Origin of the sequence: Phaeobacter sp. CECT 5382, from assembly GCF_001457775.1 — a bacterium.
Lineage (GTDB): Bacteria > Pseudomonadota > Alphaproteobacteria > Rhodobacterales > Rhodobacteraceae > Pseudophaeobacter.
Genome location: NZ_CYSG01000008.1, coordinates 167,670 through 192,720, shown reverse-complemented (window position 1 = coordinate 192,720; position 25,051 = coordinate 167,670). Strand labels below are relative to the sequence as shown.

Genomic DNA, 25,051 nt, shown 5'->3' with positions numbered 1-25,051 from the left:
GCTACCATGCTGGATTCACGAAATGAATCCCTCACCCGATTTGTGCAACAAAGCCCGCCTGTGGTGATCCGCTGCAGTTTCGAGATAAGAATCATCTAATAGGGAATGCATGTCGTTAATCCAGTGGGGTACGGGTGCTGCGCATTTTTGCAATGCGCCGAGCCTGGCCAATGTCGGCTACCGCGCTGCCTGGATGCATGATGGTCGTTTGGGCACCAATCTAAATGATGTCGCCCGTGAGAAGATCACGGAAACCTATCTGATGAATATGGATATGCGCATCATGCACGAGCGCATGATGCAGGATTTCAAATACGTTCAGATGTTCGCCGCTGTCGGCATGACGGAGCCCTCCAATGGTGGCACGCGCAACGCGTTGGTGGATTGTACGAAACCATCGTGTCACGCGGTGCCCCAGGTGATACCGGCGAGATGAGCGAAGCCGCGCTGCGCGGTCAGGCGATTTTGAGGTCAAGGGTAGCTGCGTCAGCTGCCACATGGGGCCGCGTCAAACGGATGATCAGCCGCATAATACCTGTGTGGCCGACAATCCCGAAATCGGGGCCGATCCTGAACGCCACTCTGCCTTTGTCACCGATGGCAAGTTCATGGGTATGGAAAACTACATGAACCTGCGCGAAGATCTCGGCGCCTAAATCCATCCTTACGCGGATGGAGGCGGGGCGCGTCGTGGTCACCGGGTGCCGCGCTGGGCTAGAACGCAGCCAGCTTTTTCTCCGCCTCGCCCTCGTTCGTGGCCTTCGTGGACTGACGCCTAATCTTGCCAGTTTCCGGGGCTTCGAACACGATTTTCCAATATGAATCGGACAGTTGGCGGAGATAGGGGGCAGAGGTTTTCATAAGGACATTCTCGCTTTTCTACGCAACTCAAGCAAGATTTCATAAGTTGCGGGTTTCAGATTTAGCATATGTTTTTTGTTTTATTGGTCGGAGAGAGAGGATTTGAACCTCCGGCGCCTGACTGCCGAAGACAGTGCTCTACCAGGCTGAGCTACACTCCGACCGAGGCGCCGGAGCTAAACCCGGATGACAGGAGTTGCAAGTCTGGATTGGCTCGTTCTCGGAGCGTGTCTCGACCTTGAATTTGGTTCTGCGTCAGGTCATGTTGCTGCCAGGAAGGTATTGACATGACAGCGCAAATATTTCTCGTTTTGGGCGGAATTGGCATGTTCCTGATGGGAATGAAGGCCATGACGGGCGCGCTGCGCGAGGCCGCGGGGACGCAGCTCCAGTCGATTTTGACCCGCTTTACCACGACACCCTTTCTGGGCGTCCTGACAGGTGGGGTTACCACTGCTGTTATTCAGTCTTCCAGCGCGACGACTGTGATGACCGTGGGGTTCGTCGGGGCTGGTCTTTTGACAATGCCGCAGGCCCTCGGGGTGATCTATGGGGCGAATATTGGCACCACGGCTACCGGCTGGCTGGTTGCAATTCTTGGTTTCAAACTAAAGCTTGGCTCCCTTGCCATGGTACTTTTGTTTCCCGCCAGTCTGGCGGATCTTTTGGGGCAGGGGGGCTGGGCGCGAGCCGGTCGTATGGTGGCGGGGTTGTGCCTGCTTCTGGTCGGGCTCGACCTGATGCAGGAAGGAATGCAGCAGGTCACAGGCACGGTGAGCCCAGACATGCTGCCCGGGGCATCCGTCGTGGGGCTTTTGGCGCTTGTTGCGCTGGGCATCGGGCTGACCGTTCTGATGCAAAGCTCATCTGCGGCTATGGCGCTGGCGCTGGTGATGGTCGAAAGCGGCGCGATCAGCCTGACACAGGCGATTGCCATTGTCGCGGGCATGAATATTGGGACTACTTGTACAGCGCTGCTGGCGTCTCTGGGCGGGTCGCGACCCATGCGCCAGACAGCTGTGGCGAACCTTCTGTTCAATATTGCCACCAGTCTCATGGTCATCCCGGTGCTGGTTTTTGGACTCGATGAGCTACAGTATGTGGCGCAAGAGACCAGCGCGATGACAGCGCTTTTGATCTTTCACACCGGGTTCAACCTAATGGGGGCGCTGCTGTTTCTGCCGCTGACGCCCCGATTTACCAAACTGATTACCTGGCTGCTGCCCGAGCCCGAAAAAGACCGGCTGGTGAATCTGGACCGCGCGCTTTTGTCAGACCCGACCATGTCTCTTTTGGCGGCGCAATCCGCGTTGGAAACAATCTCTGCGCGTGTTCATGCCGCGATGTCGGCGGCCCTTCAGGCTCCTGCGGACTATCGCGGTCTTGCAGCACTTGATCCCTGTCGCGAAGCCCTGGCCGAGCTGGAAGCCTTTCTGGCCGACATCCGGCTGACACCGGGCAAGGCTGATGAAGAAACGGCTTTTTCGGCGCTGTTGCACCAGACCGACCACCTGATGCGTCTGATGCACCGGTTGCAGCAGACGGGTCGTATCGCTGTGCTGAGCACGGATCCTCTGTTGCGCAGACCCGCCCTCATTACCGGCGCGATCCTGCAGCGGCTTGGCCTGCGGCGCGATGCGGTCGCGGAACGGGATCGGCTTGCGCGTCTGGTGCTGCTGATCCAGCATCGCAAAAAGCGGCATCGCCGCGGGCTGATGCTGGGGGAGCACGCAGGGCTTTATGATCTGAAAGAGGTGTTCGCGCATACAGATGCCATGCGCTGGCTGGAGCGGTCGTTGCACCATTTGGAACGCGGAGAATACTACCGAACCGTGACGCTGCAGTCCTTGCCGATCAATGACGGCAAAACAACAGAAACGTCGCCTGATTGAGGCGGTGGTAGTCAAGGCCTGGCAGGGCCTGGCCAAAAGTTGAAAAAAGCAAAGAGACTTTGAGCTATAAAAAAAAGAGGGACCTACCGGGGTCCCTCTCTTCGTAGTCGCAGTCATGCGTGACGTTTCAGAGGCTTGCCTGAAGTGCGGCAACTACGGCATCGCCCATTTCGCTGGTTGAGATCGGGTCAACGCCGTCTTCGCCCAACAGGTCAGCGGTGCGCGCGCCATCAGAAAGCACTTTTTCAATTGCGGCCTCAAGACGGTCTGCTTCTTCGCCAAGATCAAAGCTGTAGCGCAGCGCCATGGCAAAGCTGAGAATACAGGCAATCGGATTTGCCTTGCCTTGGCCGGTAATATCGGGGGCCGAGCCGTGCACGGGTTCGTACATCGCCTTGGGGCGACCATTGGCCATCGGCGCACCCAAGCTTGCCGAAGGCAGCATGCCCAGCGAACCTGTCAGCATCGCGGCGCAGTCAGACAGGATGTCGCCAAACAGGTTGTCGGTCAGGATGACGTCAAACTGTTTTGGCGCACGCACCAGCTGCATGGCACCGTTGTCGGCATACATGTGGCTGAGTTCCACTTCGGGGTAGTCCTTGCCAACGCGGGTAACGACTTCGCGCCATAGTATGCCGCTCTCCATCACATTGGCCTTCTCCATTGAGCAGACCTTTTTGTTGCGGCGCATCGCCAGCTCAAAGGCAGAGCGCGCGGCGCGTTCGATCTCGCTCTCGGTGTAGCGCTGGGTGTTGATGCCGACGCGTTCGTTGCCTTCTTCGAAGATGCCGCGGGGCTCACCAAAGTAGACGCCCGAGGTCAGCTCGCGCAGGATCATGATGTCGAGACCGGCAACGATGTCGCGCTTCAGCGAGGAGAAATCGGCCAGCGCGTCAAAGCACTGGGCAGGGCGCAGGTTGGCATAGAGATCCATTTCCTTGCGCAGACGCAGCAACCCGCGTTCGGGTTTGACGCTGAAATCCAGATCGTCATAGGCAGGGCCACCAACGGCGCCGAGCAGAACCGCGTCGACCTCTTGCGCTTTGGCCATGGTCTCGTCTGCCAGTGGCACGCCGTGCTTGTCATAGGCGGCGCCGCCGACCAGATCTTCGCTCACATCGAACTGAATGCCACGCGCCTCACCAAACCAGTTGATGACTTTACGCACCTCGGTCATGACCTCAGGGCCGATACCGTCGCCGGGCAGAATCAGAATCGATGGATTGGACATGCTTGCCTCCTCAAAAATAGCTGTAGAGGGCCTACTCTTCTGGGGCGTCAGGGTCAATAACAGGGGCAGTTGTCGGCCCTGCTTTCAAGGGGTGTAACGTCGATTTCCCCGCTTTTTTCAACCCATTTGCCAGCAGGCTCCAGACGCGTTTGATCCGGGGCGTTTCGCGCATGGCGCTATGGGCTGTCAGCCAGACCGGCAAAGCTGGAATTTCAACGTCGAGATGTAGTTCTTCAACGTCAGGATCTGCACCGGCCACGCCCGTCTGGCAAAAGCCGATGCCGCAGCCCGCGCGCACCAACTGCCAATAGGCTGCCTGGTTATCGCAGCGTATGGCAAAGCTGCGCCGCGTGGCGGGCCATCCCATCGCCTGCATGGTTTGCAGGATCAGATCGTTGCTGTCATAGCCGACCAGATCATGCGCCCAGAGATCCTCTGGGGTTGCAGGGCGATCGTGCCGGTTCAGATAGGATTTGGCGGCAAAGATCCCCAGCGGCAGATCGGTGACATGCTGGGTAATCACATCCATCTGAGTTGGGCGATACATCCGCACCGCAATATCTGCGGCGCGAAAGGCCAGGTTTTCACTGGCATCCGTGGGCACCAGTTCGAGCTCAATCTTGGGTTCTTGCCTGCGTATATCTGCCAGAATGTCAGGCAGGATATATTGGGCGGCAAAAATACTGGCTGTGATGCGCACAGTGCCTGCAAGGTCTTGTGACTGCCCCGCCGCCAGCAGCGAGAGCTGATACATCTGGTGCTGCATTTCGCGGGCCATCGGCATCAAGGCGGTTCCGGCCTCTGACAGTTTCAACCCACGGGGATGGCGATCAAACAGGTGCTGGTTCAGATCAGCCTCCAGGTTTTGAATATGGCGACCGAGCGTCGGCTGACTGCGATGCAACTGCTGGGCGGCGGCCGAAAGGGAGCCGGTTTCAGCCACCGCGAGAAAGCTCTGGATCAGGGACCAGTCGGTCAAAGGAGAATTTGTCATGCGTATATGAATGGCAGATCTGAAAAATTAGGCAATACCATGGGAAATGTGAATGGCATAAAAATGCCAGGACAACGAGCATGCAACGATTTTCAGGAGCTGACGCAATGACGAAAAATGTCCTTATCCTAGGTGCCTCTGGGCGGTTTGGCCGGTCTGCGGCGACCGCCTTTGAACAGGCGGGTTGGTCGGTATGCCGGTTTCATCGGGGGCAGGATGACCTGCTGCAGGCCGCCACTGGCATGGATGTCATCGTCAATGGCTGGAACCCGCAATACCCGGATTGGGCACGACTGGTGCCAGGTCTGCACCAAGAGGTCATCTCCGCCGCCGAGGCGAGCGGTGCGACGGTCATCGTGCCGGGCAATGTCTATGTTTTTGGCGCTGAAACCTCGCTGCCCTGGGGGCCTGACAGCCCGCATCAGGCGCGAAACCCGTTGGGGCGCATACGGATCGAAATGGAGCAGGCTTATCGCAGCTCAAAAGCGCAGGTGATTCTGCTGCGGGCGGGGGATTTTCTGGACACCGAAGCTTCGGGCAACTGGTTTGACGCGATTCTGACAGCCAGGCTCGCAAAGGGGCGGTTTAGCTATCCGGGGAAGGCCACAATCCCGCATGCCTGGGCTTACTTGCCGGATCTGGCCCGTGCCGCTGTGCAGTTGGCTGAGCGGCGGTCGGATCTGCCGCGCTATTTGGATGTGCCCTTCGCAGGGTATGATCTGAGCGGCCAAGCACTGCTTGCAGCGCTCAATTCGATCTTGTTGAAACCGGCCCAGCTGAAACAGATGTCCTGGCTCCCCCTGCAGCTGGCCAAACCGTTCTGGCCCTTGGGGCGTTGTTTGCTGGAGATGCGTTATCTCTGGGACACGCCGCACCGGCTTGATGCGGGGCGGTTGCAGGAGTTGCTGCCCGAATTTCTTGGCACGCCAGTGGCGGAGGCCTTGAAGCACTGCGTCCCACGTGAACTTCAAAAGCCAGAATAACATCGTTTTTGGATAGAGAGGACTTGTCTCATTCGACCAATAGGTCAACCCAGATCAGCCGGTGCCGACTGGCTTTGGCTGCAGGGCTGCCGGGCGTTTCGGGCCAAAGCACGCCTGCGTCCAGCACTATCAGATCCTGCGAGGGCAACAGGTAGTCGACCCGCATCTGCCCGGCTTTGGGCCAGTGAACAGTGTTGAGCCCGGCCTGCGCAGATTGCGGACGCGGATCTTGCAGCTTTGGGTGGTTTAACAGGTTGATGATAGCCTGATGGTCGCCAGCACCAGTATCTGGGTCGAGATTTGCGCCACCTGCCAGCACAAAGCGTCGGGTCGGAGGGGTGTCAAAGGGAGCAGGCAGTGCCTGATCCAGAAATCTCTGCCAGAGGTGGATTTCGTCGCGGTTGCGCAAGAGGTTGCGCTGTTCAGGGCCATCAAAAAGGGGGGGGGTGGCTTGAAAGGTCAGCAGCACCAGTTCGCGCCCGTCCGGCAGGCTGACTGGTAGGGCCCAATGGGCGGTGGCCGAAAGGCGCTGAATGGCCTGGGCTTCTACCGACGGAAAAGGGCTGCCATCCGGGTGGCGCGGCAAGGTGGCACCGGGAAGATCGCGCCAGAGCAGGGAGGAGAGATCGGTGACGGACTGATGCTGGATTGGCAGTCGCGAAAGCACAGCTATGCCGCTGCGGCCAGTGTAGTTCCCAAAGCCCTGCGAATCTCCGGGGCCACCCAGACGCTGATCGCCGTCAAGATCGAGTGCTGTGGCCAGACCGCTGTTGGGCTGGCGGGCAAACAGATGTGGAAAGGCGTGTCCAGCCAAGGATAATCGGCGCTCTAGTGCCTTGAGAGCGCGGTTCTCATAGTCCCAGTCAATGCTTTGCAAGGCCAAAATGTCAGGTTTAATTTCGGCGATCAGGGCAATCACCGCCTCGATCTGGGCATCCTCTCCACGTTCGATATCGCGCAGCAGCAACCCCGGACCTTTGCGCGATAGCTCGGTGTTGAAACTGGCAATGCGCAGGGGCACGGTTGAAGGGCTGGTCGCTGAACCCGGTGCGGTTTGCGATAAAAGGCGCAGGGGCGCGAGGGCGAGAACTATCAGGAGAGTGAAAAATATCCAGGCGGCAGGCAACAGAGAGGTTCTCTCTGATGTTGCTGCATCCGTCATGCGGCCTGCAGGGCCTCGGCATGGGCATAGGCGGCCCGGCGTTTTTCGGCGATCAGATCCGCCACCCGCAACATGGCCATGCCGCGCATGATCATCGAGGCCGGCACAAAGGCCCAGGCGGTGATCATCCAGACGAGCACCTGTGGGCTGGTCAACTGACTGATATCCATCAGCCCCGAGGCCAGTTTCACAGTGGCCGGAATGGCAAAGGGCAGCAGGATACCGATGATGATATTGATCCGGGCATCGCGTTGTAGCCGTGCGACCACATCGCCGCCGGTGGTGGGATCAAACAGCGGCAGGTTGACCCAGACATTGAAGGCGCCATTGCGCAGAGGCCAGTTGGCGACCCGAATGGCGAGGGCAAAACACAGAATCGCGGCTGCGGCCACAACATAGGCGATGCCGGCGGCGCTGCGAATGATTTCGAGACTTTCAGTGGCGGTTTCAAGTGGCAGCATCAAAACCGTCAGTTGAACCGGCGAGTAGGCGAAATCAAGTGTTTCACCAATCCGAAATCCAAGGTTGTGCACCAGGGCGGTCAGCCCAGTCGCGTCGAGCGGATGCCGGGCCAGCAGGCTCAGCAGGCCAATCATGGCAAATCCTGCAGCGAAACGCATACGGTTCAAAGGCGGGGCTTCGCGAAATTCGACAAAGCTGGGAAAACTGGAGAAATACTCGGCAAAGGTCAACGCCCCGCCGAGAATCGCCATCAGGACGATGATCTCAGGAGATTCGGTGGCTGAAACCGGCAGCAATAACGATGGCATCGCAATAAGCAATGCAACCAATACACCGCGGGTCGCCGCGCCTGTAATGCGAGCAAACACTGCGTCTTTTTCCCTTCAAACTGGACTGGACGGTACTTTGCCGTGCCTTTGTTCCAACTTGATGCACCCCGGAACCCCCGAAAGATGCGCCTCAATTTCGCCCTATTTGTGCACGGATTGCGGCTGGGGCTCAAGTTTTCTATGCGGCCCGGTGGTGTTTCCCAAGGGAAGCCACCGGTGAGTGATGCGAGAATACATCAAGTTTTGCCCAAGCTATCAGCGGCTTGCCTGTGCAGTACCAGATGTTGTGGTCCGGGCTGTAGCCCTCGCAAGGCTGGCGCGGCACTCGGCTGTTTGATCGGAGAAATTTCAAATTAGGGCGAATTTGTGACGTATTTGCCTTAATTGCGATCGACCTGACCGGTGTAGGTGACCGTTGTGAACGGTACGGCAGCCAGCTTGCGTAGGCACGTGAACAGGCACGTGAAACTGACAGGCAGAAAAAGTAAAAAGGCCGCCCTGGTTGCAGAGCGGCCCTATTAAATGTTCTATCAGGCATTAAGCCTCCTTCGGGAATCAGACCCAGGGACGCTCCTGCGCCATCTTTGTCTCATAGGTCTCGATCGCAGCTTCTTTCTGCAGGGTCTGGCCGATGTCATCGAGCCCTTCCAGCAGGCAGTGCTTTTTGAAGGCGTCGACGTCGAACTTGACCACGTCTCCGTCCGATGTGGTGATCTCCTGCGCTTCAAGATCCACGGTCATGCGGGCGTTTTCGCCTTTTTCCGCGTCCTTCATCAACAGATCGACCTGCTCTTGTGGCAGCACGATGGGCAGAATGCCGTTCTTGAAGCAGTTGTTGAAAAAGATATCGGCAAAGCTGGTGGAGACCACGCATTTGATACCAAAATCCGCAATCGCCCAAGGCGCATGTTCGCGCGAGGAGCCGCAGCCGAAGTTGTCGCCGGCGACAAGGATCTGAGCGCTGCGATACTGCGGTTTGTTCAGCACGAAATCGGGGATTTCAGTGCCGTCGCGATTGTAGCGCATCTCGTCAAACAGGTTCTTGCCAAACCCGGTGCGCTGAATGCTTTTCAGAAACACCTTGGGGATGATCATGTCGGTGTCGATATTGACCAGCGGCATAGGCGCGGCAACGCCGGTGAGTTTTTCAAACTTTTCCATAATGCTCGCTCCTTCAGATCAATTCACGGATGTCGGTCAGCTTGCCGGTGAGGGCAGCGGCGGCAGCCATGGCAGGCGACACCAGATGGGTGCGACCTTTGTAGCCTTGGCGACCCTCAAAGTTGCGGTTCGAGGTGGCGGCGCAGCGCTCGCCCTCGGACAGCTGGTCGGGGTTCATCGCCAGACACATGGAACAGCCCGCAAGGCGCCATTCGAAACCGGCCTCTTTAAAGATCTCGGCCAGACCTTCTTCTTCGGCCTGTGCCCGTACCAAGCCCGAGCCGGGAACGATCATGGCGCGCATGCCGTCCTTGATCTTTTTGCCTTTGACCACATCAGCCACGGCGCGCAGATCTTCGATGCGGCCATTGGTGCAGGAGCCAATAAAGACAGTATCGATCTCGATATCCGTCAGTTTCTGACCGGGCGTCAGACCCATGTATTCGATCGAGCGTTTTGCCGCCTCGACCTTGCCGCCCTTAAAATCTTCGGGGAAGGGCACGGTGCCGGTAATGGGCAGAACGTCCTCGGGAGAGGTGCCCCAGGTGACGACCGGCTGGATGTCTTCGCCGCGCAGGGTGACGACCTTGTCGAAATGCGCACCTTCGTCGGTGTAGAGCGTCTTCCACCAGGTCAATGCGGCTTCCCACTGCGCGCCTTTCGGGGCGTGGGGACGGCCTTTGACATAGGCAAAGGTGGTTTCATCCGGCGCGATCAGGCCGGCGCGTGCGCCGCCTTCGATGGCCATGTTGCAGACGGTCATCCGCCCTTCCATGGACAGATCGCGAATGGCTTCGCCGCAATACTCGATCACGTAACCGGTGCCACCGGCGGTGCCGGTCTCGCCGATCACGGCCAAGGTGATGTCCTTAGCGGGGACGCCAGGGGTCAGCTTGCCGGGGATTTCCACCTTCATGTTCTTGGATTTCTTCTGGATCAGCGTCTGCGTGGCCAGAACATGCTCGACCTCGGAGGTGCCGATGCCATGCGCCAGGGCGCCAAAAGCGCCGTGGGTGGCTGTGTGGCTGTCACCGCAGACCACGGTCATGCCGGGCAGGGTCCAGCCCTGTTCGGGGCCGACAATATGCACGATACCCTGGCGCACATCTGACACCGGATAGTAGTGTACGCCAAATTCCTTGGCGTTCTTGTCGAGGGCTTCGACCTGGATGCGGCTTTCCGCATTTTCGATGCCTTTGGCACGATCCAATGTGGTGGGGACGTTGTGATCCGGCACCGCGATGGTTTTATCAGGGGCATGCACCTTGCGGCCCGACATGCGCAGACCTTCAAAGGCCTGCGGGCTGGTCACTTCGTGAACCAGATGGCGGTCGATATAAAGAAGGCAGGTGCCATCCTCTGCTTCATGCGCGACATGCGCATCCCAGATCTTGTCATAGAGCGTTTTGGGGGACATGGGTCCTCTCCCGTATTTTTGGTATGTAATGCTGGCTTTGGGCTGGGCAACGGCCTTATAGGCGTGCCAGGACCGTGCGGGCGGCACCAAAGAACCGTTCGCGCAGGCGCGCGCGATCTTGCAGTTCAATGTTCTGGGCCAGGACGAGGGTCATGAGGGTCAGATACAGGCGAGGGGCCACGCGATCAAGGGTTGCGATATCGAGTTAGCCGCAATCTGAGCAATCTTTGCCTTGATTCCCTGCAAATATAGGGTTTCTCCTCTTTCCGCGGCCCCCGAGATCAGGCAGAGAGTGCCGATGATTCGAACCCTGCTGTCGGTTTCATTGAAATAGGCGGCGGGAATTGCTATTTTTAGCATAGCCCCAGCGCCGGGGGAGCGGCGGCGCGCCATATGGAGGACCTAGTCCTGTCGAGCGAACCCCAAGCGGCTGCGGCCGCTGATAGCGAGGCAGCAGCATCTGCTGCCAAGAGCCGCCCAACCAACCTGGTGTTGTTGGAGCGGATCCTTGCGTCTCTGGACGAAGACAAGGCCGAAGATGTCGTGCAGATTGATCTGCGCGGCAAGACGGCTATTGCAGATTTCATGGTAGTGGCCTCTGGGCGGTCCAGCCGTCAGGTCGCCGGTATTTCGGAGAAACTGTCGGACCGGCTGAAGCATGAATACGGGATCATCAGCAAGATCGAAGGTCGCGATACCGGCGATTGGGTGCTGATCGATACTGGTGATGTGATCGTCCATATCTTCCGGCCTGAAGTGCGTGAGTTTTACCAGCTCGAAAAGATGTGGCAGCCGGGCATGAGCCCTGCTCAGGATCAAGGCTGATCAGCGCGCTGCTGTGAATTTGGACGGTGCCTGTATTCCGGCTCCGTCCTGTGACCAACTTTTCCTGCGGCGCTCTGCTCGTCAGGCTACGGCCTGCTCCTGGGTGGCCGAGTAGGCAGGCGTGAAAGGCGACATTCATGCGTGTGCATATCTGCGCGGTCGGGCGCCTGCGTTCTGGCCCGGAAAAATCCCTGATCGATGACTATCTGACCCGGTTTGACCGCACTGGGCGCGCGCTTGGTCTGGGCCCGGCGCGCCTGGTTGAGGTTGAAGACAAGAAGAACACTGGTATGGTCGCCGAGGCGGGCCTGCTGCGCAAGGCCCTGCCAAAAGGTGCGGTGATCTGTACCCTGGATGAGCGCGGAAAACTGCTGAGCTCGCCTGATTTTGCCAATAGGCTTGCAGATTGGCGCGATACCGGTCGCCAGGACCTGGCCCTCATCATTGGTGGCGCAGACGGAATTGATCCGGCTCTGCGCGCCGAGGCGGATTTTTCGATTTCCTTTGGTAAGATGGTCTGGCCGCACATGTTGGTGCGGGTCATGTTGGCAGAGCAGATCTACCGCGCTGCCACCATTCTGTCAGGCAGCCCCTATCACCGCAGTTAAAGGGCTGCCGACTGTGGTCGGTCTTGACGGCGCGGCGAGGGTTATCCCTCGGAGGGCTCGATCATTTCCATGCGTGTGGCGTGGCGTCCGCCTTCAAACTCGGCAGCGAGGAAGGCGTCAACGATATCAAGCGCCAACCCTTTGCCGACAACGCGCGCACCGAGCGACAGCATATTTGCGTCGTTGTGTTGGCGGATCATGCGGGCCGAAAAGGTATCAGAGCAGACGCCGCAGCGGATGCCTTTGACTTTGTTGGCTGCCATCATGATGCCTTGGCCGGTGCCGCAAACGATAATGCCCAACTGGCAGTCGCCCGAAGCGACACGCTCGGCTGCGGCTTTGCCGTGTACCGGGTAATCCGTGCTTTCCGGGGTGGTTGGGCCAATATCGATGACTTCCCAGCCCTGTTGGGCGACATGCTCCGCAATGGTCTGTCTGAGGGGGATGTCGGCGTGATCGCTGGAGATGACGATGCGCTTGCTGGTGGTCATGTTGGGGCTCCCGTTTGCAAAGGGTAGTTTCGCGACAGGGCCGGCTTGGCGCAGTGGCCTTGTTTTGTCAATACGCCTGCGCCTCGGGCCTGCGCGTCGGAGCTAGGCCTTGGAGCGGGGTTATTTTAGATCGACAACAAAAGTTTCGCGCGCCCAGCCGTCCACCAGGCAGCGGGCCTGGATCTGCACCTGCGCGGTTCCTGCGGGAACCACGACATTGCCCAGGGAGCGAGTAAAGGGTTGTTCGTGCTCATGTGGATGCGCCAGAACCCGCAGGCCTAGCTCATTGCCTTGCATGTCCAGTATCCGCCAGCCATCGGCATAATGATCCCAGCCGCTGTCAGGATGCGTTAAGGTGACGGCAAATCGCCAGTTTGCACCGGCCTTGGCTGCCGTAGCGGCCTCGATCCGTGGTGGGTCGGCCAGAACGGGAGCGGTGAATACGGAGCAGGCCAGCAGGCCCCCCGTCAAAGCAAGTGCATATCTCATCATGTTGACAGGTTAGCCATGCTGCACCGTTGGGGAAGTCACGATGCCGTGTGGCAGGGCGGTGGTGGGTGCTGCGGGCCTGCAAACTTCGGACTTGCAAGTTATGCGCAATTGGTAATATAATTTTACCAAATCGCCATCCCAAAAGGAGAGCCCCATGGAGATGCCATCCCCGGATCCAGCCATTCTGGCCCGCAAAGCGCATTTGGTCCGTCGTCTGACTGCGGTGCTGCCTGCGGATGCGCTGATTCAGGATGAGATGGAAACCCGTGCCTATGAATGTGATGCGCTCACGGCTTACAAATGCCCGCCATTGCTGGCGGTGTTGCCCCGCAGCACACAAGAGGTCTCTGACGTTTTGCGCATTTGCTATGAAGAGGGTGTGCCAGTGGTGCCGCGCGGGGCGGGAACCTCGCTTGCCGGGGGGGCTTTGCCCACTGCGGACAGTGTGATCCTGGGCGTTGCCCGAATGAACGAGGTGCTGGAGACGGATTACGACAACCGCATCATCAAGGTGCAGACAGGGCGCACCAATCTGAGCGTGTCCGGCGCGGTCGAAGAAGAGGAGTTCTTTTATGCGCCGGACCCCTCCAGCCAGTTGGCTTGTGCCATTGCCGGCAATATTGCGATGAACTCGGGCGGTGCGCACTGCCTGAAATACGGCGTGACCACCAACAATCTGATGGGGGTCACTCTGGTGATGATGGATGGCACTGTGGTTGAGATCGGCGGCGCGCATCTGGACGCAGGCGGGCTGGATCTGCTCGGGGTGATCTGCGGCAGCGAGGGCCAGCTGGGCGTGGTGACCGAGGCGACCTTGCGGATCCTGCGCAAGCCCGAAGGCGCGCGGCCCGTTTTGATTGGTTATGACAGCAACGAGGTTGCTGGAGCCTGCGTCAGTGACATCATCAAAGCAGGTGTTCTGCCGGTGGCGATCGAATTCATGGATCGTCCCTGCATTGAGGCCTGCGAGGCCTTTGCCAAGGCGGGCTATCCGATGTGCGAGGCCCTGCTGATCATTGAGGTCGAAGGCAGTGAAGATGAAATCGCACATCAATTGCAGCTGATCACAGATATCGCGCGCCGTCACAATCCGGTGGAACTGCGCGAGGCACATGATGCGGATGAGGCCGGGCGGATTTGGCTTGGGCGTAAATCTGCCTTTGGTGCCATGGGTCAGATCAACGACTATATGTGTCTGGATGGCACCATTCCGGTATCTTCTTTGCCCTTCGTGCTGCGCCGCATTGGCGAACTGAGCCAGGAATTCGGGCTGGACGTCGCCAATGTGTTTCACGCCGGGGACGGCAATATGCACCCGCTGATCCTGTTTGACGCCAACAAACCTGGCGATCTGGAACTCTGCGAAGAATTCGGCGCCGAGGTGCTGAAGCTTTGCGTGGATGCTGGCGGCTGTCTGACTGGCGAGCATGGGGTTGGCATCGAAAAGCGCGATCTGATGTTGTACCAATATGCGCCCGAAGATCTCGAGGCACAGCTCAGGGTCAAAGACGTTTTTGATCCAAAATGGTTGTTGAACCCGGCAAAGGTCTTCCCGCTTTCGGTCACTGAAACCCGCCGTGCCTCGGCACTGGCTGCGGAATGAGGGAGCACAAGTAGATGATGATCCCACAGAACGAGGCCGAACTGGCCGAGATCCTTGCGAGTGCCAAGGCACCGCTGAACATTCAGGGCGGTGGCACCCGTGGCTTTGCAGTTGCGGGCGACACCCTGTCGACAAGCGGCCTGACGGGTATTGAACTTTATGAACCGGGCTCTTTGACGCTGGTTGCCAAGGCCGGCACCACCATTGCCGAGATCGAGACGCTGCTGGACGACGAAGGCCAGCGTCTGGCGTTTGAGCCGATGGACAGCCGCGGTTTGCTGGCGACAACAGGTGCACCCACCATTGGCGGCGCTTTCGCGGCCAATGCTTCGGGGCCGCGGCGCATTCAGGGCGGCGCGGCCCGCGACCACCTGTTGGGCGTGCGCTTTGTGGATGGCGTCGGCGGTATCATCAAGAATGGTGGCCGGGTGATGAAGAATGTCACTGGCTATGATCTGGTTAAACTGATGGCCGGGGCACATGGTACGCTGGGCGTTCTGACCGAGGTGTCGCTGAAGGTGTTGCCAAAACCGGAAGCCGCCGGAACGATCTCGGTTTCGGTAGTGGATCTTTCAGCGGCGGTTGCAGCGATGTCGGTTGCCTTGGGGTCGCCCTATGATGTGAGCGGCGCGAGCTATGATCCGGCCGCAGGCTTGGCGCATGTTAGGGTTGAAGGGTTCGCCCAGTCTGTTCAGTATCGCAGTGGCCAGCTGGCGCAAGAACTGGCGCGGTTCGGAGCGGTTGAGGAACAGATCGGGGCTCATGAGCTGTGGCAGGACATTCGCGATGTCGCAGGTTTTCACGGTCAGGCGGGCGACGTCTGGCGGATATCGGTCAAGCCATCCGACGCTGTGGTTCTAGCCCCCGCTTTGCAGGCGGAGGCGCTGCAGTTTGACTGGGGCGGTGGCTTGATCTGGGCCTTGATGCCCGAAGGCAGCGATCTGCGCGCACGCATGGGGCAGACAGGAGTGCAGGGACATGCAACGCTGGTGCGTTCCAGCCAGAAAATACGGGCAAAGCTGGGGCAATTTGCACCTCAGCCTGCACCGCTGGATGTGATTTCAAAGGGGCTGCGTCAACAATTTGACCCGAATGGTGTCCTGAACTCCGGGTTGATGGGATAAGACATGCAAACGACTTTTACCGAAGATCAGCTCAAAGATCCGGGCATTGCCCGCAGCAATGAGATCCTGCGCTCTTGTGTGCATTGTGGGTTCTGTACCGCGACATGTCCGACCTATCAGGTGCTCGGGGACGAGCTGGACAGCCCGCGTGGCCGCATTTACCTGATCAAGGACATGCTGGAAAACAACCGGATACCAGACGCCAAGACGGTCAAACATATCGACCGCTGCCTGAGCTGTCTGGCCTGTATGACCACCTGCCCGTCGGGGGTGCATTACATGCATCTGGTGGATCATGCCCGTGCCTATATCGACAAAACCTATAAGCGCCCACTCACGGACCGCTTGCTGCGCTGGCTCCTGGCGCGAATTCTGCCCTATCCGGGCAGGTTTCGGCTGGCTTTATTTGGGGCCAAGCTGGCGCAGCCCTTTAAAAAACTGGTGCCTGATGCCCGTCTGAGGGCGATGCTGGATATGGTGCCAAAACAGATCCCACCGGTCAGCCGTAACGATGACCCACAAAGCTTTGCCCCCAAGGTGGCGCAGAAAAAGCGCGTTGCCCTGATGACGGGCTGTGCCCAAAAGGCGCTCAACACCGACATCAACGATGCCACCATCCGTCTGCTGACCCGATTGGGCTGCGAAGTGGTTGTAGCCAAAGGCGCGGGCTGTTGCGGGGCATTGACCCATCACATGGGTCGTGAAGACGAAAGCCACGCCACGGCTGCGAAAAACATCCGCGCCTGGAGCGCGGAGATCGACGGCGCTGGACTGGATGCGATTGTGATCAATACCTCTGGCTGTGGCACCACGGTCAAGGACTATGGCCATATGTTTCGCAATGATCCGTTGGCGGCAGATGCAGAACGGGTGTCAGCACGCGCGATGGATATCTCGGAATTGCTGATGCAGCTTGACCTGCCAGTTGGTCCCAGCAAAGAGCTGACCGTGGCCTATCACGCGGCTTGCTCGCTGCAGCACGGCCAACAGATCAAGACCCACCCCAAGACCCTGCTGAAACGCGCGGGCTTCAAGGTGGTGGAGCCTGCAGACAGTCATCTGTGCTGTGGTTCAGCCGGCACCTATAATCTGATGCAGCCGGAGATCTCGACCCAGCTGAAGGCGCGCAAGGTGAAAACCCTTGAGGCCAAATCGCCGGACCTGATTGCGGCCGGCAACATCGGCTGCATGATGCAGATCGGGTCAGGCACAGCCCTACCTATCGTGCACACAGTCGAACTGCTGGATTGGGCCACCGGCGGGCCGGAACCTCGTGCATTATCCGCCACGGAAAATCCAGTCTCTGCCGTACCCATCTTGCGTTGAGCGGGGATCAGCCCGTCGGCCCGAGCACAGCCCACAAGGCGCAGATTTCTTTTTGGGTGGGCTGGCTTTCTTGCGCGCGTGCCGTATTTTTGCCGAAGCTTGCGGCTAGTTCCGTCTGCAACGAGTAGGGAGACGATGGTGCAGCACTGGGGAAACGGCTTGGCGAGAATATGGATTTTGGCAGCTTTGGCTGCTGTGGCCCCTGTCCTGGGGCTGGATCTGGCACAGGCCGGAGATAGCCGCCTGCAACGGATGGAAACCATGGACGCGGGGCGGGAATGGCAAGCTGTTGGCCGACTGGACGTCGATGGCGAAGGTTTTTGCACCGGATCTTTGATTGCCCCGGATCTGGTGCTGACAGCGGCGCATTGTCTCTTTGACAGCCGCACAGGCACCCGGATCCAGCCCAAAAGCATCGAATTCCTTGCAGGCTGGCGCAATGGGCGCGCGTCGGCCTATCGTAGTGTCGCGCGTGCCGTGGTGCATCCAGACTATATCTTTGATGGCGAAGTTTCTACCAACCGGGTGCGCAAGGATATTGCCCTGCTGCAATTGCAACGGCCCATTCGCAACACCACTGTGATCCCTTTCCAGACCGACAGCCGCCCGCGGGCTGGGGCGGATATCGGCGTCGTCTCCTATGCACACGATCGGTCCGAGGCGCCCTCGATCCAGGAAATCTGTGCGGTCATGGCGCGCCAGGAAGGCGTGCTGGTCATGTCCTGCGATGTTGACTTTGGCTCATCAGGCGCGCCGGTATTTTCCTTTGCCGGGGGCAAGCCCCGCATCGTTTCGGTGGTCTCTGCCAAGGCCGAGGTCGAAGGCCGACAGGTCTCGCTGGGTGCTGCATTGGCCGAAGAGCTGGAGCTTTTGCAGGCGCAGCTTACCGGGCCGGTGATGGGCAGCCGCCTACCCGATGGCGTTGGACGTGTCAGAGTTGGTGCGGGGGCTGGCCAGTCGACGACAGGTGGACGTTCAGCCGGAGGTGCCAAATTTGTGCGCCCCGGGGGTTGATCTTTTCGAAATCCGCAGGCCCCTTGTAATCAGGCCCATGTTGCATACTTCAAACCTATCCGATGTCGCCGCTGGCCGGGGCTTGGATATAAATCGCTCGTCCCCAAAGGGGAGGGCAAACATGAAGTCGCTCATATCTGAGGATGAAACATGCGTACATTTGATTTTGCACCCCTGAACCGTGCAACCATTGGCTTTGACCAGATCGCTGATCTGATGGACCGCGCCCTGAGCAATGATGTCGGGCAACCCAGTTATCCCCCTTACAATATCGAAAAGACGGCCGCCGACAGCTATCGGATTTCCATCGCCGTCGCCGGATTTTCTGAAGCAGACCTTACGGTTGAAGTGAAAGAAAACGCACTGGTCGTCGCCGCCCGCAAGAGCGAAGAAGCCGAGGGTCGCAGCTATCTGCATCGTGGCATTGCAACCCGCGCCTTTGAACGTCGCTTTACTCTGGCGGATCATGTTCGCGTGACCGGCGCCAGCCATGCGGATGGCATGCTGCATATCGACCTGCATCGCGAAGTGCCCGAAGCGCTGAAACCGCGCCGGGTTGAGATCAGTTCTTCTGCACCGAAACCTGCCGAGATCGAAGGCGAAGTTCAAAAGGTCAACTGACCCGCGAGCGAGCCTTGCGGACCGCGTTGCCGGGATTTCTCCAGGGATCCGGGACGACGTGAGCATATCCCCCGGACTGCCATGCGGTCCGGGGGATATGTTTTTTTGATACTACTATTCAGTTGAAGCCCACATCCTACCAGTCGGTAAGTGAAATCACTTACCGACTGGTAGGATGTGGGCTTGAGTGTTAGGTTAAGGCAAACACCAGGGGCGCCGAACCATGATACCTGCCAGTGAGACCCGACAGAACCTTTTGCGTGAGGCTGGAAAACTTTTGGCCGAGCATGGCTATCAGGGCACCAGCCTTTCGATGATCGCGGCCCGTCTGGGCCTGACAAAACAGGCATTGCTGCACCATTTTAAATCGAAGCCCCTGCTCTACGGTGCGGTTCTGGCCGAGCTCAGTGAGGAGTTGTTGAACGTCTTGTTCGCGGCCATGGATCAGGGCGAAACACCGGAGCATCAGCTGGAAGTGTTTTTCTCGGCCGTTGCAGCTCTTGGCCAGGAGAATCCAGACAGGCTGCGGCTCTTGATGCGCGCGCTGACAGAGGCCGATGCCACAGAGGCTGCGCGCTCCAATGGCGGTGAGGGGCGGTCTTTGCAGGATGTGCTTGAACCTCTTGTGGCGCTGATCCAGGCGACAGAAGCATGGGAGGGCAGTGGTGCGGGCACGGCGCTGGGTATTGCAAGCCAGCTTCTGGGGGCGACGTGTCTCTTTCCTGCTGCCGCGAAGATCTTAACGGCAGGATTTGGCACAGAGGTGGTTGATCAGGCGGAGCAGGAGAGATGTGACCTGTTGCACAAACTGGTTCATCAGGTCTTGACGGGGATGCCACCGCAAGAGCTGGGTGCATCTCCTGCTGGTTGAACATCGTGTTTCGGGGTTTGCCTGTCTGCAATTAGATAGAATTGATTCGTCAGACGCCTTGGCTGTTTTCAACTTTAAAGGTGTAGTCTACACTCACCATTTAACGCTGGCATATTGAGCCGCCGTGGAATGAAAGGGGATGTAGATGAAATCTCTAGATATCGATTTGGTGCAATCCAGTTTCGCCGCGATATACGCTCGCAAAGCTGAGATAGCCGAGCGGTTCTATATCCATCTATTTGTACTTATGCCCGAGGCAAAGGCGATGTTTGGAGATGAATTTTCCAAGCAAAAAGAGATGTTTGCCTCTATGCTGACCTATTGCATCAAGGGGCTTGCAGACCAAAGTAGCCTAGGCCATGCCAGCTCAAACCTGGCTAAAACGCATGCACGTTTCAATCTTGGCACCCGTGAGGCCGATATTGCTGGTAACGCTTTGATGGCGGCGCTGGAAGACGTGATGGGGGAAAAACTGAACGAGGATCAGAGTGCCGCCTGGCGGCGTGCCATTACCCGCGTTCTGCGTATGATGGCCCAGGATCTGGTTGCGGCCGATGCCCATGAAACAGAGACATCGGCCTGAAAAATCAGATGGCCATGCAGATGTATTTCATCTCCAGGTAGTCTTCGATGCCGTGATGGCTGCCTTCGCGGCCCAAACCAGACTGCTTGACGCCACCAAAGGGCGCAACCTCGGTGGAAATGATGCCAGTGTTGACGCCGACAATGCCATATTCCAGCGCTTCTGCGACCTTGTAGACCCGGCTTAAATCTTTGGCGTAGAAATAGGACGCGAGGCCAAAGATGGTGTCATTGGCCATTGCGATCACTTCGTCTTCGTCCTCGAATTTGAACAAAGGCGCCAATGGGCCAAAGGTCTCATCGGTGGCAAAGGACATCTCGCGGGTGGCGCCGGTAACGATGGTTGGCTGAAAGAAGGTTCCCCCCAGCTCCGAAGGATTGCCGCCCAGAATGACTTCGGCGCCCTTGGCGGTGGCATCGGCGATATGATCTTGCACCTTGACTACGGCTTTGGCGTTGATAAGCGGGCCGAACTGGATGCCATCGTCGAGACCATCACCGACGGTCATGTTGGCCACGGCTTCTTTTAGTTTGGCGGCAAAGGCATCATAGACGCCGGCCTGCACATAGATCCGGTTGGCGCAAACGCAGGTCTGGCCGTTGTTGCGGAATTTGCACATGATGGCGCCCTCAACAGCAGCATCAAGGTCGGCGTCGTCAAACACGATGAACGGCGCGTTGCCACCCAACTCCATCGAGCATTTCATCACTGTATCTGCGGCCTGGCGCATCAGGATGCGGCCGACTTCGGTGGAGCCGGTAAAGGTCAGCTTTCGCACGGCGTTGTTGTCGCAGAACTCCTTGCCGATTTCCGAGGCATTGGACGATGGTACGACGCTGAAAACACCTGCCGGGATGCCGGCACGATCCGCCAGAACGGCCAGTGCGGTTGCTGACAGCGGTGTCAATTCTGCGGGACGTGCGACAAAGGCGCAGCCAGCGGCCAGTGCAGGGCCTGCCTTGCGGGTGATCATCGCGTTGGGGAAATTCCAAGGCGTGATCGATGCGGCAACTCCGATGGGCTGTTTCAGCACGGTGATGCGTTTGTCACGCTGATGGCCGGGAATGGTCTCGCCGTAGATGCGCTTGGCCTCTTCGGCGAAGAATTCGATGAAGGAGGCGCCATAGGCGATCTCGCCGCGGGCCTCGGCGAGGGGTTTGCCCATCTCTGCAGTCAAGATGATCGCTAGGTCTTCCTGGTTGGCCATCATCAGATCATACCATTTGCGCAGGACATTGGCGCGTTCTTTGCCGGTCCACTTGGCCCAGTCTTTCTGTGCGATCTCGGCCTGGGCGATGGCACCTGCGACTTGCAGACGGCTGACATCTGCCACCTGGGCAATCACGTCACCACGCGCGGGGTTGATGACATCAAACGTGCCTTCGCCATCGATGAAGGCGCCGCCGATATAGGCACGGGTCTCCAGCAGGGTGGGATCGCTCAGTAGAGATTTCAACGCGGTAGTGGTTTGCAGCATAGGGGCCTCCCGGGGGTCATTGCGCAGGCATGGAAAACAGTTGGGCATTGATATGTCCAGAAAGATCGATGAGTCCAGAATTTGATCAAAACACGCCAAACATATTTTGTTCCCTCCGGTTCGGGTCGGCAAGCGGGCAGAAGATTTGACAATGCTGCCCGTAGCTTGTCACTTGGTGCAAAATCGGGAGAGGATGCACGCGATGGATTTGGACGACGCCTATGCCAACGGGGCCTATATTGCCGGGGCCGAAGACTACCCACCGCGCTGGGCGGCCTCTGCCGAAGATTTCCGCAACAGCCTGCATGAGCGGTCACGTCTGGATATTCCCTATGGCGATGGGGCGCGGCATCGGTTTGATCTGTTTATGCCAGAAGGCGCGCCAAAGGGCGTCTTTGTCTTTGTTCACGGTGGCTATTGGCTGGCCTTTGACAAAAGCTCCTGGTCACATTTGGCTGTCGGGGCTTTGGCCCATGGCTGGGCAGTGGCGATGCCTTCGTATGATCTGTGCCCGGACGTCCGGATAGAAGACATCACCCGGCAAGTGGCGCAGGCGGTTGTGCGCATCGCTGCCGAGGTGCCCGATGTACCGATCAGCCTGGCCGGGCATTCCGCTGGTGGCCAACTGGTGGCCCGGATGCTGGACAAGGATCTGATCCCGGCAGAGGTGGGCGACCGGCTGAAAATAGTGATCCCGATTTCGCCGCTGGCGGATCTGTTGCCGCTGCTGCGCACTTCGATGAACGACAAATTCCAGATGGATTGTAACAGTGCGCGCGCCGAAAGCCCTGTCGAGATGCAGGACCGGTATCCGGCCGGGGTCACGGTCTGGGTTGGAGCCGAAGAGCGCCCATCGTTCCTGGATCAGGCACAATGGCTGGCAGACGCCTGGCAGGCCGATCATGTCATTGCCTTTGGCAAGCACCATTTCAATGTCGTGGACCCGCTGGCAGACCCCGAAAGCGATCTGGTGCGCCTGCTTGTCAGCTAGTGGCGGACGCCTTGGTTGATCCAGGGTTTACCTTTCAAAACATAGGTGGATGAGGTGGTGAAAAAAATCGCTTGCCTCATCCGGGTTTCGCAGCCATGTTCCCGATCAGGGCCGGGCGATGGCGTCGCCGCATGGAACACATGCTGTCCTTTAATCTCAAAAACTGTCCTGAACGCCGGGACCTTTCTTGTAAGAAGGAAGGGTCTGATATGACTTCACGTCCTGATATGTATCGTTTTCACAATGGTGAAAAAGCGCCTTTGCAATTTGCCGTCTCCGAATATGAGGCGCGTATTGCCGGATTGCGCAAAATCATGATCGACACTGGGGTGAGCGCTGCTGTCTTCACCTCGATGCACAACATCTCTTATTATTCTGGTTTCACCTACTGTGCCTTTGGCCGCCCCTATGGGCTGGTGGTGACCGCGACCGAAGCTGTGACCATTTCGGCGGGCATCGACGCAGGCCAGCCCTGGCGTCGGTGTTTCTGCGACAACATTACCTACACTGACTGGCAGCGTGACAATTTCTGGCGCGCGATCAAATCGGTTTCTGGCGAAGGTGTTGTGGTCGGCTTTGAAAGCGATCACCTAACTTTGCTTCAAAAGGCCAAGCTCGAAGGCTTCCTCAACCCATCGAGACTGGTTGATCTTTATGAACCCACCATGGTGCAGCGCATGGGGAAGTCTGATGCTGAGTTGGACATGATCCGCGCTGGTGCGGCCGTAGCTGACGTGGGTGGTTTTGCCATTCGCGACGCGGTCAAGGAAGGCGCTCGCGAGATCGATGTGGCCATGGCCGGTCGTGACGCGATGGAGATGGAAATTGCCAAGCGATTCCCGGATGCCGAATATCGTGACAGCTGGGTCTGGTTCCAGTCGGGCATCAACACGGATGGCGCCCACAACCCGGTGACTGCGCGCCAGTTGCAACGCGGCGATATCCTGTCGCTGAATACCTTCCCGATGATTTCGGGCTACTACACGGCGCTGGAACGCACCATGTTTGTGGGTGAAGTCGACGCCGAAAGCCTGAAGGTCTGGGAGGCCAATGTGGCGGCCCATGAATATGGGATTTCGCTGCTGAAACCCGGTGCCAGCTGTGCCGAGATCACTCATAAAATCAACGCCTTCTTTGAAGAACGCGATCTGCTGCAATATCGTACATTCGGGTATGGCCACTCATTCGGTGTGTTGTCGCATTACTACGGACGCGAGGCCGGGTTGGAGCTGCGCGAAGACATCGACACGGTACTGGAGCCTGGCATGGTGATTTCGATGGAACCGATGCTGACCATTGCAGACGGCCAGCCCGGCGCGGGGGGGTATCGGGAGCATGACATTCTGATCATCCACGAAGATGACAACGAAAATATCACCAAATATCCCTATGGCCCCGAATTCAACGTCGTTGGCTAACATAATGAATGTTGCGCTCTGAACAGAGGCGTAGCGCTCCCGCCCGGTCTTGATCCCTGACGGGATCGCGCCCCGTTGGGCCTGGCACCGCGCCTTTGGCGCGGTGCTGTCACAGCATCCGGTTGCCTCGCCGCCCGGGGCGGTTCTGTCGCTTTGCCTTGCTTGGCACCTGGGCGGCGCACTTGGCTTTGGCCTTCTCCCCTTGCTTTCAAGGCCAAACCACTTATGAGTACGGCCTCACCCTGGTGACAGTGTCGTGATCTTTCTCATGCGACTTGGACGTCAGGTGATCACGTTTTCAGACTGTGCCCCCTGACAGTACCCCACCTCTGAGCAGAGTAATCGAGCCGCGCCATGGACGAACCCCACGACAAGAGACTGACTGAGTTTGCGCTGATCCAGTTGTTGCCGAATATCATGACGATAGGGGCGATCTGTGCGGGCCTGTCGGCCATTCGGTTCGGAGTTCAGGGCAACTATGTCCTTGCCGTGCAGCTGATCCTGGCGGCGGCAATTCTGGATGGGCTGGATGGCCGTCTGGCGCGCGCCCTTGGCAGCGATAGCAAGATGGGCGCCGAGTTGGATTCGCTGGCAGATTTCCTCAACTTTGGGGTGGCAGCTCCGCTGGTGATCTATTTCTGGGCGCTTCAGGATATGAGCAATGCTGGCTGGATCTCGGTCTTGGTGTTTTCTGTCTGTTGTGTCGTCCGCCTGGCGCGGTTCAATGTGGCAACCAAATCTGAAGAAGATGTGGCTGAAGTTGCCAATGGCTATTTTGTGGGCATCCCCTCGCCTGCGGGCGCTCTGTTGGCGATGTTGCCGATGTTTGTCTCATTTGCGTTTGACACCGGGACAGGGTTTCCCAAATTGTTGATCTGCTTTCACATGGTTGTCATTGGTTTGCTGATGATCAGCCGCATTCCGACCTGGTCGCCCAAGGCTGTTCGCATTTCGCGCGAAAACGTGAAGTATTTTTTGGTGGCCTGCGCCTTTGCAGGGGCGGCCGTTCTGACTTACGCTTGGTCAACCCTGGTTGTCCTGTGCCTGAGCTACGTGGTGCTGGTGGTCTGGGGATTGATTAGAAAACCGTCGGAATAGTCCCGGCGCGCTGGGAG

The 25,051-nt window shown here is 58.3% G+C and carries 26 protein-coding genes and 1 tRNA gene; 16 read left to right on the top strand and 11 right to left on the bottom strand.

The genetic code is table 11. The features are described from left to right. Positions 1-109 precede the first annotated feature (109 nt). On the top strand, positions 110-436 hold the full coding sequence (locus tag PH5382_RS20005) for a cytochrome c peroxidase (RefSeq protein WP_058334428.1): 327 nt from the start codon (positions 110-112) through the stop codon (positions 434-436). 61 nt (positions 437-497) lie between these two features. Next, on the top strand, positions 498-656 hold the full coding sequence (locus PH5382_RS20000) for a hypothetical protein (RefSeq protein WP_197410037.1): 159 nt from the start codon (positions 498-500) through the stop codon (positions 654-656). Between the two features lie 289 nt (positions 657-945). Here PH5382_RS20000 and PH5382_RS11030 read toward each other — a convergent pair. Continuing rightward, a tRNA-Pro gene (locus tag PH5382_RS11030) sits at positions 946-1,022 on the bottom strand. A gap of 126 nt (positions 1,023-1,148) precedes the next feature. Here PH5382_RS11030 and PH5382_RS11025 point away from each other — a divergent pair. Beyond that, on the top strand, positions 1,149-2,753 hold the full coding sequence (locus PH5382_RS11025) for a Na/Pi cotransporter family protein (protein ID WP_058334427.1): 1,605 nt from the start codon (positions 1,149-1,151) through the stop codon (positions 2,751-2,753). Between the two features lie 127 nt (positions 2,754-2,880). On the opposite strand, the gene leuB is transcribed toward PH5382_RS11025, so the two are convergent. Both leuB and PH5382_RS11015 read right to left on the bottom strand, forming a co-directional pair. Then, a complete protein-coding gene (gene leuB / locus PH5382_RS11020) occupies positions 2,881-3,984 on the bottom strand; it encodes a 3-isopropylmalate dehydrogenase (RefSeq protein ID WP_058334426.1) in 1,104 nt (367 codons plus the stop codon). Positions 3,985-4,015: 31 nt separating this feature from the next. Further along, a complete protein-coding gene (locus PH5382_RS11015; protein ID WP_058334425.1) occupies positions 4,016-4,978 on the bottom strand; it encodes a LysR family transcriptional regulator in 963 nt (320 codons plus the stop codon). Positions 4,979-5,085: 107 nt separating this feature from the next. On the opposite strand from PH5382_RS11015, the gene PH5382_RS11010 reads away from it, so the two are divergent. Next, the gene (locus PH5382_RS11010) at positions 5,086-5,961 is read left to right on the top strand and encodes a Rossmann-fold NAD(P)-binding domain-containing protein (RefSeq protein WP_058334424.1); all 876 of its coding nucleotides are present in this window, start codon (positions 5,086-5,088) and stop codon (positions 5,959-5,961) included. Positions 5,962-5,989: 28 nt separating this feature from the next. Here PH5382_RS11010 and PH5382_RS11005 read toward each other — a convergent pair whose 3' ends face one another. The 5 genes from PH5382_RS11005 to PH5382_RS10985 all read right to left on the bottom strand — a co-directional run bounded on the left by PH5382_RS11005 (position 5,990) and on the right by PH5382_RS10985 (position 10,646). Then, on the bottom strand, positions 5,990-6,982 hold the full coding sequence (locus PH5382_RS11005) for an endonuclease/exonuclease/phosphatase family protein (RefSeq protein WP_231751850.1): 993 nt from the start codon (positions 6,980-6,982) through the stop codon (positions 5,990-5,992). Positions 6,983-7,119: 137 nt separating this feature from the next. Continuing rightward, a complete protein-coding gene (locus PH5382_RS11000; RefSeq protein ID WP_058334423.1) occupies positions 7,120-7,953 on the bottom strand; it encodes a hypothetical protein in 834 nt (277 codons plus the stop codon). Positions 7,954-8,469: 516 nt separating this feature from the next. Next, positions 8,470-9,075 carry a 3-isopropylmalate dehydratase small subunit gene (gene leuD, locus PH5382_RS10995; protein ID WP_058334422.1) on the bottom strand — a complete coding sequence of 202 codons (606 nt, stop codon included), beginning with the start codon at positions 9,073-9,075 and terminating at the stop codon, positions 8,470-8,472. 13 nt (positions 9,076-9,088) lie between these two features. Continuing rightward, on the bottom strand, positions 9,089-10,492 hold the full coding sequence (gene leuC, locus PH5382_RS10990; protein WP_058334421.1) for a 3-isopropylmalate dehydratase large subunit: 1,404 nt from the start codon (positions 10,490-10,492) through the stop codon (positions 9,089-9,091). 55 nt (positions 10,493-10,547) lie between these two features. Next, positions 10,548-10,646 carry an isopropylmalate isomerase gene (locus tag PH5382_RS10985; RefSeq protein WP_231751849.1) on the bottom strand — a complete coding sequence of 33 codons (99 nt, stop codon included), beginning with the start codon at positions 10,644-10,646 and terminating at the stop codon, positions 10,548-10,550. A 239-nt stretch (positions 10,647-10,885) separates the two neighbouring features. Between PH5382_RS10985 and rsfS the strand changes: the two genes are divergently transcribed. Together rsfS and rlmH are read left to right on the top strand one after the other, a co-directional pair. Continuing rightward, positions 10,886-11,317: a ribosome silencing factor gene (gene rsfS, locus PH5382_RS10975; RefSeq protein WP_082645636.1), complete on the top strand. Its 432-nt coding sequence runs from the start codon at positions 10,886-10,888 to the stop codon at positions 11,315-11,317. A 137-nt stretch (positions 11,318-11,454) separates the two neighbouring features. Continuing rightward, entirely contained in the window at positions 11,455-11,925 is a 471-nt protein-coding gene (rlmH, locus tag PH5382_RS10970; RefSeq protein WP_058334419.1) for a 23S rRNA (pseudouridine(1915)-N(3))-methyltransferase RlmH, read from the top strand. A gap of 41 nt (positions 11,926-11,966) precedes the next feature. Here the strand turns inward: rlmH and rpiB are convergent, their stop codons facing one another. Then, a complete protein-coding gene (gene rpiB, locus PH5382_RS10965; RefSeq protein WP_058334418.1) occupies positions 11,967-12,416 on the bottom strand; it encodes a ribose 5-phosphate isomerase B in 450 nt (149 codons plus the stop codon). Between the two features lie 120 nt (positions 12,417-12,536). Next, on the bottom strand, positions 12,537-12,908 hold the full coding sequence (locus PH5382_RS10960; protein ID WP_058334417.1) for a hypothetical protein: 372 nt from the start codon (positions 12,906-12,908) through the stop codon (positions 12,537-12,539). 154 nt (positions 12,909-13,062) lie between these two features. Here PH5382_RS10960 and PH5382_RS10955 point away from each other — a divergent pair, with 154 nt between their 5' ends. The 7 genes from PH5382_RS10955 (at position 13,063) to PH5382_RS10925 (ending at position 20,050) form a co-directional block, all read left to right on the top strand. Further along, complete coding sequence (locus PH5382_RS10955; RefSeq protein ID WP_058334416.1) at positions 13,063-14,511, top strand: FAD-linked oxidase C-terminal domain-containing protein; 1,449 nt, start codon at positions 13,063-13,065, stop codon at positions 14,509-14,511. A 17-nt stretch (positions 14,512-14,528) separates the two neighbouring features. Continuing rightward, positions 14,529-15,635, top strand: a complete 1,107-nt coding sequence (locus PH5382_RS10950; RefSeq protein ID WP_082645640.1) for an FAD-binding protein — start codon at positions 14,529-14,531, stop codon at positions 15,633-15,635. 3 nt (positions 15,636-15,638) lie between these two features. Next, entirely contained in the window at positions 15,639-16,961 is a 1,323-nt protein-coding gene (glcF, locus tag PH5382_RS10945) for a glycolate oxidase subunit GlcF (protein WP_058334414.1), read from the top strand. A 252-nt stretch (positions 16,962-17,213) separates the two neighbouring features. Continuing rightward, the gene (locus PH5382_RS10940) at positions 17,214-17,975 is read left to right on the top strand and encodes a trypsin-like serine peptidase (RefSeq protein ID WP_231751854.1); all 762 of its coding nucleotides are present in this window, start codon (positions 17,214-17,216) and stop codon (positions 17,973-17,975) included. A 150-nt stretch (positions 17,976-18,125) separates the two neighbouring features. Next, positions 18,126-18,596 (top strand): Hsp20 family protein, encoded by a 471-nt coding sequence (locus tag PH5382_RS10935; protein WP_058334412.1) that lies wholly within the window; start codon positions 18,126-18,128, stop codon positions 18,594-18,596. Positions 18,597-18,819: 223 nt separating this feature from the next. Next, the gene (locus PH5382_RS10930; RefSeq protein ID WP_058334411.1) at positions 18,820-19,467 is read left to right on the top strand and encodes a TetR/AcrR family transcriptional regulator; all 648 of its coding nucleotides are present in this window, start codon (positions 18,820-18,822) and stop codon (positions 19,465-19,467) included. 145 nt (positions 19,468-19,612) lie between these two features. After that, a complete protein-coding gene (locus tag PH5382_RS10925) occupies positions 19,613-20,050 on the top strand; it encodes a globin domain-containing protein (protein WP_058334410.1) in 438 nt (145 codons plus the stop codon). Positions 20,051-20,054: 4 nt separating this feature from the next. Here PH5382_RS10925 and PH5382_RS10920 read toward each other — a convergent pair whose 3' ends face one another. Further along, entirely contained in the window at positions 20,055-21,527 is a 1,473-nt protein-coding gene (locus PH5382_RS10920) for an NAD-dependent succinate-semialdehyde dehydrogenase (protein ID WP_058334409.1), read from the bottom strand. A gap of 202 nt (positions 21,528-21,729) precedes the next feature. Between PH5382_RS10920 and PH5382_RS10915 the strand changes: the two genes are divergently transcribed. From PH5382_RS10915 to pssA, 3 genes are all read left to right on the top strand, one after another. Continuing rightward, positions 21,730-22,518: an alpha/beta hydrolase gene (locus PH5382_RS10915; RefSeq protein WP_058334408.1), complete on the top strand. Its 789-nt coding sequence runs from the start codon at positions 21,730-21,732 to the stop codon at positions 22,516-22,518. Positions 22,519-22,727: 209 nt separating this feature from the next. Then, complete coding sequence (locus tag PH5382_RS10910) at positions 22,728-23,936, top strand: aminopeptidase P family protein (protein WP_058334407.1); 1,209 nt, start codon at positions 22,728-22,730, stop codon at positions 23,934-23,936. A gap of 354 nt (positions 23,937-24,290) precedes the next feature. Beyond that, positions 24,291-25,034: a CDP-diacylglycerol--serine O-phosphatidyltransferase gene (gene pssA / locus PH5382_RS10905; protein WP_058334406.1), complete on the top strand. Its 744-nt coding sequence runs from the start codon at positions 24,291-24,293 to the stop codon at positions 25,032-25,034. Positions 25,035-25,051 lie beyond the last annotated feature (17 nt).